The 13,681-nt window shown below is 40.9% G+C and carries 12 protein-coding genes; 4 read left to right on the top strand and 8 right to left on the bottom strand.

Annotated features, from left to right (window positions below):
- Positions 1 to 248 precede the first annotated feature (248 nt).
- Positions 249 to 1,541: a hypothetical protein gene (locus tag J8L98_RS07645; protein ID WP_210995941.1), complete on the bottom strand. Its 1,293-nt coding sequence runs from the start codon at positions 1,539 to 1,541 to the stop codon at positions 249 to 251.
- Between the two features lie 197 nt (positions 1,542 to 1,738).
- Positions 1,739 to 2,632, bottom strand: coding sequence for a LysR family transcriptional regulator (locus J8L98_RS07640; protein ID WP_210995940.1), 894 nt, complete (start codon positions 2,630 to 2,632; stop codon positions 1,739 to 1,741).
- A gap of 158 nt (positions 2,633 to 2,790) precedes the next feature.
- Here J8L98_RS07640 and J8L98_RS07635 point away from each other — a divergent pair, with 158 nt between their 5' ends.
- The 3 genes from J8L98_RS07635 to J8L98_RS07625 are packed head-to-tail and all read left to right on the top strand — an operon-like array spanning position 2,791 to position 4,980.
- Complete coding sequence (locus J8L98_RS07635) at positions 2,791 to 3,234, top strand: DoxX family protein (protein WP_192506444.1); 444 nt, start codon at positions 2,791 to 2,793, stop codon at positions 3,232 to 3,234.
- 37 nt (positions 3,235 to 3,271) lie between these two features.
- Positions 3,272 to 3,967, top strand: coding sequence for a pirin family protein (locus J8L98_RS07630; RefSeq protein ID WP_210995939.1), 696 nt, complete (start codon positions 3,272 to 3,274; stop codon positions 3,965 to 3,967).
- A 41-nt stretch (positions 3,968 to 4,008) separates the two neighbouring features.
- Complete coding sequence (locus J8L98_RS07625) at positions 4,009 to 4,980, top strand: glutathione S-transferase family protein (RefSeq protein WP_210995938.1); 972 nt, start codon at positions 4,009 to 4,011, stop codon at positions 4,978 to 4,980.
- Between the two features lie 237 nt (positions 4,981 to 5,217).
- Here the strand turns inward: J8L98_RS07625 and J8L98_RS07620 are convergent, their stop codons facing one another.
- Positions 5,218 to 6,141 (bottom strand): LysR family transcriptional regulator, encoded by a 924-nt coding sequence (locus J8L98_RS07620; protein WP_210995937.1) that lies wholly within the window; start codon positions 6,139 to 6,141, stop codon positions 5,218 to 5,220.
- A gap of 99 nt (positions 6,142 to 6,240) precedes the next feature.
- Between J8L98_RS07620 and J8L98_RS07615 the strand changes: the two genes are divergently transcribed.
- The gene (locus tag J8L98_RS07615; protein ID WP_210995936.1) at positions 6,241 to 6,771 is read left to right on the top strand and encodes a cytochrome b/b6 domain-containing protein; all 531 of its coding nucleotides are present in this window, start codon (positions 6,241 to 6,243) and stop codon (positions 6,769 to 6,771) included.
- Between the two features lie 84 nt (positions 6,772 to 6,855).
- On the opposite strand, the gene J8L98_RS07610 is transcribed toward J8L98_RS07615, so the two are convergent.
- The 5 genes from J8L98_RS07610 to J8L98_RS07590 form a co-directional block, all read right to left on the bottom strand.
- Positions 6,856 to 8,025 carry an aspartyl protease family protein gene (locus tag J8L98_RS07610; RefSeq protein WP_210995935.1) on the bottom strand — a complete coding sequence of 390 codons (1,170 nt, stop codon included), beginning with the start codon at positions 8,023 to 8,025 and terminating at the stop codon, positions 6,856 to 6,858.
- 328 nt (positions 8,026 to 8,353) lie between these two features.
- On the bottom strand, positions 8,354 to 9,637 hold the full coding sequence (locus J8L98_RS07605; RefSeq protein WP_210995934.1) for an ATP-binding protein: 1,284 nt from the start codon (positions 9,635 to 9,637) through the stop codon (positions 8,354 to 8,356).
- A gap of 1 nt (position 9,638) precedes the next feature.
- Positions 9,639 to 10,325 (bottom strand): response regulator, encoded by a 687-nt coding sequence (locus J8L98_RS07600; RefSeq protein WP_348771893.1) that lies wholly within the window; start codon positions 10,323 to 10,325, stop codon positions 9,639 to 9,641.
- Positions 10,326 to 10,423: 98 nt separating this feature from the next.
- Complete coding sequence (locus J8L98_RS07595) at positions 10,424 to 10,777, bottom strand: hypothetical protein (protein WP_210995932.1); 354 nt, start codon at positions 10,775 to 10,777, stop codon at positions 10,424 to 10,426.
- A complete protein-coding gene (locus J8L98_RS07590) occupies positions 10,770 to 13,343 on the bottom strand; it encodes a reprolysin-like metallopeptidase (protein ID WP_210995931.1) in 2,574 nt (857 codons plus the stop codon). The genes J8L98_RS07595 and J8L98_RS07590 overlap by 8 nt, the downstream gene beginning before the upstream one ends.
- Positions 13,344 to 13,681 lie beyond the last annotated feature (338 nt).

Here is a 13,681-nt window from a genome sequence, read left to right as displayed (position 1 = left end):
GCAAACTAACATGCATTCACTAACGAAATAGGGAGGTGATGTATCGTATGAGAACAGTATTGAATATGCGATAGGCTAGTGCACTTGCTAATCAGCCAGTTATAGCACCATATGCTTACAGTGACGCCCATACCTTATATAAAGATCAGGTAATAATGAAAGGTGAACAGCATAGAATGTCGCTCACCCTTCCCTTTTATTTATACCTTTAAAACTGCTCTAATATTTATTGCGATAAACAAAGCAACTCAAGGCATATTTACGCAAATTTCATAATACCAAAGGTCAGCATATGGATGTGATACTTCAGCCCCGAATGTAAATACATTCCCCTGAGTATCCGTTACAGAGTTCGTCCCGATTGGTACATCCCCTTTGTTTACACCATCCCACATAAACCGATTTGAGCCATAACTGGTATTATGATAAACGAATGTTTGCCCTGAAAAACCGACATCATTGCGACCTTGGTTGTCTCCTGAAAAAGCACATTGCGGGGCTAACATGTGATTCTCGGGAACAAAACTAAAGTTATCAAACGTTGCGTTATAGCTTGAAGACTGAGTCGTCCCCCAAGTTAAAAACTCAAATACATCCCCTGTTTCTACAGCAACACTGGCAACAGAACCAGAGGCACTTCCCGCTGTAGATAAGTCATACGCAGTACCATTTATTACGTACCTAATAACATCGCCATATTGGCCTGCAGAATGGAGCGTCATATCCCAATCAAAATTAATATGTCCTTTCTCAGGTATTGTAATAGCCGCCGTCACACCGCCACCACCAAAGTTCACTGATGCCGTTAATGCTGCGGCCGTCATATTGGTTGTAGCCACACCCGATATGTTCCAGTTAGCTGGCGCGAAGACATCAACAAACCCGTTGATTACGCCGTTATCAAACGTGCCGCATTTATAGTGATATCGAATAGTATTACCTGTGGGTCTTTCTAACTTTAAATAACTCAGTACTTTATTGTTTGGGCAGCTCACATTATGCCTGTCTAAGTAAATCGTATTGCCCCCGCCATCTGCATTTTCAGGCGTAAAATAATCTTGTACATCCGTTAAACTTTTACTACCACATTTATAGTGATATTGAACCGTATTACCCGTTGGTCTTTCTAAATGTAAATATTGCAGCCCTTTGTTTTCACAATTGACTGTATGTCGATCCAAATAAATGATATTGCCCGCACCATCACTATTTTCAGGCGTATATGTGCTAGCTCCAGCTATGTCACCTGTTTCAGTACACGTATATGCATACGCTATTTGCGTCGTTGATGGTCTAAACAAGCGCAATGAACTTATTACATTGTTTGCACAATCTAACGCATGTCTATCTAAGTAGATAAGGTTACCTTGTCCATCATCATTTGCTGGGGTTGACATTGGATAATTCGCAGCTTGCGCAAGCGATGAAAATACGGTTACTAACATCATCGCTACCAACAAAAAGACACCTTTTGCTTGATATAGTCTTGTCCTCAGTGCGTGATAGATACAGAGGTAATTACTATCAATATATGCTTTCATGTCGCTCTTCCTTTACATTAATATTAAGTAAAAGAATTACACAGCTTAGGAAATGTGCGATTACAGCGCATTACAAGTGCACTTATTTACACGCTCGATAGGGCGCTATTTTAATGCTCAGTGTACTCTTTGTGATTCAATTTTTCGATGACATTACCTGAACAATAAAAGCGTCTTTAATTTTCAAATGCAATGACTTAGCACGCCCAATCACTCTGGCAAAGCCGCTGTATGAACCACGTTAAAGCGTTACCTTCTTGCCCTTTATTCCAAGCAATATATAAGTCTTGATTTGGCCGAGGGATCGCACACTGTTTTTGTACCAAAGTGCCCTCTTTTAAATAAGGTTCAGCTAAATGCAGTGGTAAAAACCCCACACCAATTCCCTGTAATTGAGCCATTAACTTTGCACTCATGCTGTTCACTCGAATCACTTGTTTACTGTTAAACCAACCACTGTCTCTTGCTGGGAGTACTTGCGAACTATCTGCAACCACAATCGAGGGATATTGCCTTAAATGTTCAACATCAATCACCTCGCTGACACTGGCTAGTGGGTGATGTGATGCAACGGCAAACACAAAATGCACCTGTGATATTTTATGCGTATTAAACAACCCTTTTGGCAGCTCTCCTGATGCACCAATGACAATATCAGCCCGTTTACTGTGCAAAGCATCCCAACCGCCCCCTAAGGCTTCTTCGCTCAAAGTTACATCAACGCTTTGTGGTAGCTGAGTGAATTCAGCCAATAACTCAAACAAAATATCTGGAGGGATCACCGTATCACGTGCAATCCGTAATTGTCGCTCCCACCCTGATGCTAACTGAGCAACTGCATCTACCATCTCATTTGTCGCTTGCAATATATTCCGACCATGCGCCAAAACCAACTTTCCTGCAGGAGTGAGTACCGCTCTTTGTTTTGAACGATCAAACAGCGGTGTGCCCATATCGTCTTCCAGTTTTTTAATCGTGTAAGTTAGCGCCGAAGGCACTTTATAAAGAGACTGGGCTGCCGCCGCAAAGCTCCCTTTTTTATCAATCGCGTCAAGCGCTTTAAGTGCCTCAATAGTAATAGCCTGATACATAATCACCTTCTTACAAATCAACATTCAATTTTTTTGAACTAACAATTCAAAACATTTCGATTTTTAACTGACACTACCATATCTATACTGGCTTTAAACAGCAACTTGGTGAATAAATCATGCTGTACTCTTTATTTAAAAAAATTGAGGATAATAGAATGAAAACATTACTCAGAACGTTAACTGCATCTCACTCAAGTTATGCATCATTCGCACTTCGATTGCCTGTGGGCGTTATTTTTATGGCGCATGGCGGACAAAAGCTATTCGGATGGTTTGGTGGCTACGGGCTAGATGGAACCGCAGGGTTTATGGCATCAATAGGTCTTGCGCCGGGCTTACTAATGGCACTTTTGGCTGGCTGTAGTGAATTCGTCGGCGGGTTATTCATCTTACTTGGTTTATTAACTCGTCCTGCGGCATCTGTACTCGCTATCACAATGCTCGTTGCCATCTTTGCTGTGCACTTGACCCATGGTCTATTTATGAGCAATAACGGTTATGAGTTTGCGCTCGCGTTACTCGCTGCCAGTGCTTCTTTGGTTATTTCTGGTAGCGGTAAACTCGCTTTAGACAATCATTTGGCGAATCGATTCGCTTAAGTGCCTATATTTATTACGTATTGAGAGGCGAGATAACATGTTAAGTGTCAGAAAATCACAAGATAGAGGAAACGCAAACTTTGGCTGGCTCAATAGCAAACATACCTTTTCATTTGGAAACTATTACGATCCAAACCATATGGGTTTCTCAGCACTGCGGGTGATCAATGATGATATCGTTCACCCAGGTGCAGGGTTTGATTCCCACGGTCACCGCGATATGGAGATCATCAGCTATATACTCGAAGGCGCTATAGAGCACAAAGACAGTGCTGGCAATATTCAAACGTTATCAGCAGGAGAGTTTCAATTAATGTCGGCGGGAAAAGGGATATACCACAGCGAGTACAACGCTTCAAAAACCCAGCCATTACGTTTTTTACAAATTTGGATAGCGCCAAATGTAACAGGGGATACACCACGCTATCAACAAAAAAACTTTGGTCGTGCATATGGCTTAAGCACCATTGCAAGCCCATCAGGAGAAAACCACACCCTACAAATTAAGCAAACGGCAAAGCTACATCAGTTGATTGTTAAACCAACTGACAGCTTCGATTTTCAAAAAACAATGGGCAACAATATTTATGTGCATATCATCGCAGGCACGGTACGAATAAATCATACCATGCTCTGTGAAGGCGATGGCGCAAAAATCACGGATGAAAACACACTGACATTCCATAACCAAAGTAATCGCGATACAACCGCATTAATCTTTGAGTTGCTGTAATAAAAAGTTGATCAAATCAGAACAGGAAAGAGGACAATATTATGGGTTTATTAGTTGATGGCATTTGGCATAACCGCTGGTATGACACAAATACAAGTAAAGGAAAGTTTGAGCGTGAAGAAGCACAGTTACGTAATTGGGTTACCCATGATGGTGAAGCTGGGCCATCGGGTAAAAATGGCTTTAAAGCTGAATCTGGTAGGTATCACTTATATGTTTCTCTGGCGTGTCCGTGGGCGCATCGCACACTCATTTTTAGGGCCTTAAAAGGCTTAACAGCACATATTTCTGTGTCAGTCGTTAGTCCAGATATGTTAGAAAATGGCTGGACCTTTGACACCTCAAAAAACAGCAGTGGTGATGAGTTATTTAACTTTGATTATATGCATCAGGTTTATACACACCATGCAGCACATTACAGTGGCCGAGTCACAGTGCCTGTATTATGGGATAAAAAACAAAAATGTATTGTTAGTAATGAGTCATCTGAAATCATACGCATGTTTAATACCGCATTTAACGATATAACTAACAATACACTTGATTTCTACCCTGAATCAAAAAGAGCAGCCATTGATGAAATGAATAACTTGGTTTATCACAGCATAAATAATGGTGTCTATAAAACGGGCTTTGCCACCACCCAAGATGCTTACCAAGTTGCCTACCACAATTTGTTTTCAGCATTAGATAAGGTCGAAACACAATTATCTCAGCAGCGCTACTTAACAGGTGATACTATCACCGAGGCTGACTGGCGCTTATTTACAACACTGATTAGATTTGATGCCGTATATTTTGGCCACTTTAAATGTAATCTACGTCAACTGGAGCAGTATCCACACATTGCAAACTACATTCGTGCGTTATATCAATATCCAGGAGTTGCTGACACGGTCGATTTTCATCATATAAAACGTCACTATTATTTCAGTCACACCATGATAAACCCGACACAAATAGTCCCGCTAGGGCCTGATATTGATTATACCACTGAGCATAATCGGGTTTAAAAGGTATCCGATGTCATCGGTATTTTTATATAAACGAATATTATGGCGTATAACCGCGGTGATTAAATCATGGCCTAACATGCTATAAGTGGCACCTACAGCCCCATATCTACAAAGTAATTAGGGCGCTGCAGGCGCCTATATTCAGCGCCCTATAAATTAACCTCATTGAATTGTACGTAAGTGTGTTTACAAAACATTTTCTATTCCAAAACCCTTACCTTAACCTGAGGTTAATTAATCTGCTCGTCGGTGATTTTCCCGCATCATTTTATCACCCCAACACACCAGAGTATCAATAAACGCTTTGAGTTTTGCGGGTTGCCCTTTTCGACTGGGGTAGACCAAATAAATGACAGAGTCCGTCAACGCAACGTGAGGGGCAATTTGTACTAACTCACCCGATGCTAACTTATCTCGCACCATGGTAATTGGCATAATAGCGAAACCCAAATTAGCTTGCATCGACTGAACAATGGCTGCAATTGAGTTGACCGTGAAACGTGCCTGCAGTGTATGCCAGCGGCCATCAACATACACTTGGTTAAATGACGTATCACTGCGCTCACCGGCATAACTTGCAATATAAGGTTGCTCACGCAACTGCTTTATATTGGCTGCATTGCCAAATTTAGCCACATGCTCAGCTGACGCAACAAAAATACGTTGAGACTGATAAATTTTCCTATAAATTAAACTCGAATCATCCACTTCACTAAAACTGGCTCTAATAGCAAGATCAAAGCCCTCTTTAATAAGATCAACATTCTGGGCGCCTTGTTGCATTTCAAGCGTGACTTTCGGGTGCTCTGATAAAAAAGGCACAACCACCATCGCAGCCATAACATCGGCAAAATTCTGAGGCACCGCAACCCGTAAATGACCCACAGCTTGCTGCTGCATATCACTAATGAGTGCTTCACCCAGCTCAAGTTGGCGCATTGCCTGTTGGCAAAACTGTAAATACTGCGCTCCTTCATCGGTTAATTTCACCGAACGCGTGGTTCTTTGCAACAACTTAACCCCTAAGCGGGCCTCTAATTGACTCACTTTGTTACTGACTGTGGACTTTTCAATACCCAACGATTCCGCGGCTTGAGTAAAACTTTGCAATTGTGCCACTTGGCAAAAAATACGGATTTGGTTTAAATCATTGTTCATATATAAAAACAGTCTTTTAAATTTTAGCCTGATTATCTATATAACAATATCAATTAAACTATCAATCTTAAACCATTTATTTTAAATTGGAGATGAACAATGACTTCTTATAGTTGGTCTTATAAATTGCTGCATTGGTTATCCGCCGTGCTTATTATCCTCATGTGCTTTGCATTAGTCGGCTTTAACCCACAAATGAGTGACGCTGACCGCAGTGTCATGCTGATAGGGCACTCTAGCATAGGTACTTTCATCACCTTGTTAATAATGATACGCCTTTTCAAGCGTTTCATTTTAAAACATAAGCAGCCAAAGCATGAGCAACCACCAACATTCGTAACCATCGCACAACTCACCCATTATGCTTTATACGCACTCATGGTGTTAGTACCGCTTACAGGTTACATCACGGCCAACTTCCATCAGTTGCCAGTACAACTTTTTGCCAGCATTGCGCTTAATGGCAGTCATGACACAAACTTATTTAATACCGCGCGTTTCGTCCATGCTTCTTGTGTTAAAGCGCTAATCGCATTGGTAATTTTGCATATTGCTGGCGTGCTTAGACATAAGTTTATTCTAAAGGACAACACGCTTTACAAAATGAGGCCTTGGTTTGCGAACAAGTAAAGAACGCTAAGCGCTCTGAATACTCAGCATCTGTCCGCGTATGATGCATTGCAATCATACGCGGATAGAATAAAGATGCTCGCCTTAAGATGAATAGCCAAATATCGCATTGGCTTGAATTGTGTGGCATGTCTCATTGGCGTTTTCGTTAACCCAGCAAACCGTATGCTTTGCGGCGGTCCCTGCAATGTCTAACCAGTGTTCTTGCGTAATATCTTTTGCCTGTACTCCATTGAGCTTTGTAATTAAATCTCCAACGTTAATAGCTAAATTCGCTGTTGGTAAATCTGGCATCACATAACGTACAACAAACTCGCCACTGCGGATCTTTCGTAATTCCAAACCAATTAAGTTATATCTCACTACAATTGGACGCTTCTGTTCCAAATAAAGTGTATCAGTATGATAATCAATGGTCGTTACAAAGTTCTTAAAAATTGCACTGCCAATCACCCACAAATCATCTTCATCTACATTAGGTACTAAGTTGGTTTTAACGCTCGGGATTTTAATCTTGCCTAATTGCAGCTCAGGCATAGCAAAACGTGTATGTATCATCTGGCCCGATAAGCCAAAATCTGACGCGGTTACCGTGGGCCCGACTTCTATCTTATTATTTTCAACATATAGCGCACTTAATTTAACGTAATGCCTAGACCCTGTATCAATAATAAAAGGTTCCGTGACCTTATGCTCATCACCAAAATCAGCCTGAGCATTAACACTGATTTTGCTTAAAAACCGGTTAAACGGCAGTGCTTGCGCTTTTACTGGTGCGACATAAGGTGTTGCTGATGCTAAGATGGTTTCGGTTTCTCGGTCAAATGTCCACGCAAAATGTTGCATTAAATCATGACCAATGACCCCATCTACCACAGCTTCATCTGCACGTAGATAGTACTTACTTTTTATAATAGGCACATACGCAATATTCACATCTTGAAAGCTAAACGACCCAAAATCAATGTGATCAATATGGCTTTTATGGGCTGAAGTCGCCCCATCATCGCCCCAACCACCAACAGCTAAGTTATCACCCATTGTTAAGTTCAGTGACTTAACCTTTTCAGTACTATCCAAAATAGTAAAGCTTGCACCTGTATCGAGTAAAAAAAGTAACTCTTTGCCATTCACTTTGGCATAAACATGAGGTTTATTGCCGATGTAACGTACCTTAAGCGCCGCTTTGCTTTGATTACCTAACCATGTAGGTGTAATGCCATTATTGGCCCATTTCATACTAACCGTATTCATTACGTCGCACCCTATAAGCGGTATCAACATAATAACAATAGTGCATATATAAAAATTCCGTTTCATTGCGCTTGCCTTTAGCTAAGTTAAATTTCAACACGAAAAGTTCAGCTTAATTGAAATACAAACCACAAAGCAAAATACAAATGTAAGCAAACTTAATATTTGTAACAACCGCATTATGGTAAACGCAATGCATAACCCGCCTAAAAGTATCAGCTTGTCTTAGATGCGCTTTTAAAGGGGGCTTTCAGATGAACAAATAAAATATAGCGGCCAACGTGCTGTGTAGTTCCTTCTACACAAACAATCGATTTCATAACGCACTTTATGATTGTGTGAGTGGCAGCGTCAAACTAAAACAAGCACCGCTCAATGCGTTTTCACTGCCCTGAGCCTCTTCAACTAAGATATGGCCTCGATGCAATTGAGCAATAGAATGGGCAATAGCAAGCCCTAACCCACACCCTCCTGAATCACGAGAACGACTGGGATCGAGTCTGGTGAATGGCTCAAATATTCGCTCACTTTTCCCCGGTGGAATGCCAATTCCATCGTCTTCGATATAAATTTTAACCTCATAATGTAAACGCAAAATTGTAACGTTACACTGAGCATGAGCGAAACGACCCGCATTACGAAGTATATTCACCAGTAATCGTTTTAGTAGATTGCTGTCGGCATCAAGAGTGATATTTTTACCACTATTTACAAACGTCACATGGGGATAAAACCCTGAAACAACCGCAATGGCATCGTCAATCAGTTCTGAAAGGTTAGTGGGCGTAAAGTGCAATAAAGCACTGCCATCTTTAAGCTTCGCGTAATATAGTAACTCTTTCACTAAGTCATCTAAGCCCTGCAAAGACTTATGAATGGTTGCCGTCAGCTCGGCTTTTTCACTTGGTTGAGCATCCTCTAACATATCAAGTGCAAACTGCATCCTTGCCATAGGACTGCGAAACTCATGCGCCACTCCATGCAATAAATCTCGCTGTAAATTGATCCGCTCTAGGGTTTGTGCCTGTGTTAAATATAAGTGCTGCTCAATTTCATCAATCTCACTCGTCACATCATTTTTTGCGTTGAAGGTGATCGGTAAGCGTTGGATTTGAGTCGATATCTGAACATACTTATTATTAATTCTCCATACAGTCAGCAGTGCAATCAATAAATTCAACCCCGCGGCGATTAACCACAGTAACCAGTCTGCCAGTCGTGTTAACGTATTTTCAAATACAATGGGGCCTAATACTAAAAGTTCTTCGCCCGCTATTCGATAATAAATACTTGCCGTTTCAACATCAATAAAACTGGAATTTACAGCCGTTTCACTCAATTGCGCCATCAAATAAACATCTTGATTAAACTCTGACAGAGTAGCTGTATAAGCCTCTATATCGAATTGGTTGTTAAGTTTTAATATTGCAAGATTAATATCTGATGTGGAAGTCATGATCCCCTGAACTTGCCGATTACCCTCTATGAGGTACGCACCATATTGATCAAATATGATGTTATCTAATGCATATACCAAATGCGTCTGAGTCAAACTTGCAACGATGATATTAAGTAAGATCACACTTAACATACCAATCAGTATGTGCTTCATATTAAAGAGCAAGGAGATAGCCTTTATTTCTTATTGTTTTAATAATGGTTGGCTGTTTTGGATCATCGCCTAATTTCTTGCGTAACCGCGATACCCGTAAATCAATAGAGCGATCCATAGCATCGTACTCTAGTTTAAATATTTTTTGATGTAACGCATCTCGAGAAATAATAGTACCAGCACAGTCGGCTAATACGATAAGTAGGTCAAATTCAGCACTAGATAAAACCACATTCTGCTCATCAAAAGTAACGCGACGACTTCGTGCATCTATTTTAAGCCTTTGATCACAAAGTGATTTTAATTCTTGAGTAACATCATTAAGGTTAGACTGACGCCGTAATTGTGCTCTAATATGAGCCAGTAGTACGCGTGGTTTTAGTGGCTTACATAAATAGTCATCTGCGCCAACTTCTAACCCGGTTACTTCATCAATGTCATCCACAAGCGCGGTCAGCATAATAATTGGGCCGGTGAAACGTGGGCGAATCGTTTTGCAAATACTCAGTCCATCTGTCCCTGGCAGCATAAGATCTAAGATGATCAAATCAGGTAAGAGTAATTCAACGCGTTCAGCAGCTCGGTTACCATCATTAATAACATCAACATGGTAGCCATTTTGTGTTAAAAACTGACTAATTAGATTCGTTAATTCAGCATCGTCATCAATGATTAAAATTCTGTGCACGTACAAATACCCCAATTTATTTAATTGACTGCTGAGCATAAAGCTTACCACTGGATAAAAATAAAAACAGTGGGTAAATATCTCTTACCCACTTTAGGTTACTGACTTAAATAACAATAAGGATAGAGTGCCAAATTGTATTCTCGGGCAAATTGATATTGTACAAGTTGCTGCTTTCTATCATCATTCTCTTTTAACGTATCCTTACTCTCACTGTGATATTTAACGCCACACTGAGCCTTAATTTTCTGACTATCCAAATGCTCATACCCCGGAATAACCAGCCGTCGGGTGCGCATCGCAAGTAAGCGCGTGTCATCACGAGCTTTGGCCTGCTCAATGGCATCTGCCAAAACACGTTCAGCTGCAGTCGTGTTATGTAATGCTGTATCAGGCTGCATAGCACAGCCTGTCAACATGATTATATGTAGGGCACCTATGGCTCTAATCATATTTCACCTTATAGTAACGCGTTGAGACACTTAACAGCATGATAAATATCAACCACAAAGACACACTGCCTGACGACGATTTTTTCCCTTCATTCTTACCCGTTTCCGTCTTTTTAGCTGGGCTGACTGTCACTGCAAGAGTCGCTGTGGCAGTCCAACCTTGTTCATCACTCACCGTATAAATAATGTGTTCAGTACCCGAAAAGCCTTTTTCTGGTGTATAGCTTAACTTGTTACTTTTAATACTCACCGTCGCCTTGCCTTTATAATCGATTAACGTCAATTTAAGGCTATCATTATCAACATCTGTGTCATTGCTAAGTACATCAATAGCAGAGTCTTGCTGGTCATGCTCCAAAGTACGCACATCATCTTGCGCGATTGGAGCATCATTCACGGCCTGTACTGTCGCCTTAAGCATATATACATCACTCGTTAATTGACCTCGTGTCGCGGTCACAGCAATATTAAGCTCTCCATTAAAATCTTGTTTTGGCGTGATACTATTGTTGTTGATGGTATAGTTTTCACCTGATGATAATGTCAATTTATCAATTGTTTGCGCTGTCGCGAACTGTATATCTGAGACCTTAAGTGTCAAGTTGCTATCTTCATTGAACTGTAGCGGACTTTGTCCTGTTATGTGTGGTTTAACTGGGGATACCGGCCCTGGATTAATGGTAAAATCCCCTTGGTTGACAGCAAAAAAGATATTGTCACTACACTTTATTAACACACGCGCTTTGGCACTTTGTTGACCTTGTAGGCTTACTTCATATTGGCCATTATTCTCTACTTGATTTGCGAGTGTTATAGGAAAAGACAACCCTGAATCTAAAGAGAGTAAAATATCAACATGTGCACATGAGACCGGTGCTTTGTCTGAATTAGCCGTATGCCACTGTACAAGTTGCGTATTTGATTGCCATTTCGAACTGCCATCAGGTGAAAGTACGCTAAACCCCTTGTCACCACCGACCACGGAAATTTTGACGGCATCGTCACTTACTCCACCTTTACCATCTCGTACAATTAGGCGAAAGTCTAAATCACGGGTTGATGTAGCATATGCTTCTCCATAGCTGAGATTGCCAGACAAAATATCCACCATTTTTGGCAACGTGCGACTCGCTGACTTTATCGGGCTAAACGCTCTAAAAAGTGGTCGTTTACCATCATCTTCACTGTCTTGTACTTTACTTGATGATGTTGCGCCCAAATTAAACTGTTGCCATGAGTAAGACAATGTATCTGTATTCGCATCTGTGGCACTGCCAGTTAATGTAAACGGTGTACGGGCAGGAATCGTATAATCACGACCAGCATTGACTACTGGTTTGTTGTTAGTCAGCTCAGTGTGTTTACCACATGATTTCCCCTCTTTCATTCGACTAAATGCATTCATTTGATCCAATGAATGAATATGGAAAAAGGGGTCTGAATTTGCCTGTAAATTTTGTTCGTCACAAATTCCCGCATAGCCCATAATGGTTGACGCACTGCCCGGTTCATAGGCACTATTGTCGGCTCTATTTCCTCCGCCACAGGCACCTAACGAGCCATTAAATGTATGATCAGCCCCCAATTGATGCCCGACTTCATGGGCCACATAATCAATATGAAACGCATCATTGGTCGGCGTCTCACTCCCTGTTAGCCCCTCAGCTTTTAAATCAGTGCAAACGACCTCAAAACCAGCGAGCCCCCCGCCACCAGTACTCACTAAATGACCAATGTCATAACTATCCACGCCAACCGCTGTATTGATAACTTCTGTCAATTTATCAATGTCTTCATCTGTATTATTAAAGGGGTCATTACTGGCATCGAGATAAATCAATTTATCATTGTCTGCAATCAGTTCAAACGTCATCGCTAAGTCACGATGATAAACATCATTAAGGCGATTCACCATGGTGACGATAGCCGCGAGTGTTTTCTCTTTGGTCCCACCATGAAATGCAGCATATTCTCCCGTTGTGGCAAAAGCAATGCGATATACGATGCTGGTGTTTGGCAACTCAGCCGGATTAAGAAGCGTATTTTTCGCCTGATATTGCCCCGGTTTCTTGCGTGGCACCGCACGTGTCATATGCGCTGCATCACTTTGCGCCCCCGCTGCACGGTAACTTCTATAAAGCCTTGCATCTGTGCCTTTTACCGGATCAATATAGACCCGTTCATTCTGAAAATTAAACACCCCATAAAACCCATTCGGGCTCATGTCGAAACGCCCTGTATTAGCAGGGTTATCAACTTGTACACCGTGAAATGTTTGTATTTGCGGGTATTTTTGAGAGAGTTCAGGCGCCATAACAACTGAAGGGGTTAGTTTGAAAGTAACCAGCTTACCAGACGGCAACGGTACAGCTACTTCGGTTTGCCCCTCAACAGCCAATCGACTTAGCAAAGCTGACGTACTTAACTGATGAGTACTTTGTGTCTCGCTGGTAGGTGTATTTTTTGCTTTATTAATGGGTTGCCATAACGGGTCGGCATGAACAGTGAGGCCAATAAATTGTGCCGCAACAATGGCGACGAGAGATTTTTTTATTGCGATTTTCATTGCGAGTGTCCTGTTGTGAGAGTGTTTATGCTCATAAAACACTCTATCTGGTTCGCAACCTGTATAGGGTATCCGTTTGTGGTTGATTTGTATCAAAGTGGATACAAATCTATTTCTATAGGGTTATTATAAAATAAAGATTAATATGCGTACGTAATATTTATTTTTAGCTTAATTACCATTCTCAACTTCATTAATAAATTATATAAAATAAAAAACACTTCTTAATATTCACATCAAACTTAGAAAAAGAGCTAACATAAATTAAACAAAATAATGCAGAAAAACAAAACTATGCAAGTTAAAATTAAAAAGTTGAATATTAAATAAGATGGAAA

This window comes from Pseudoalteromonas sp. MMG013 (assembly GCF_018100885.1).
GTDB lineage: Bacteria > Pseudomonadota > Gammaproteobacteria > Enterobacterales > Alteromonadaceae > Pseudoalteromonas > Pseudoalteromonas aurantia.
This window is presented reverse-complemented; position numbering and strand designations above follow the sequence as displayed.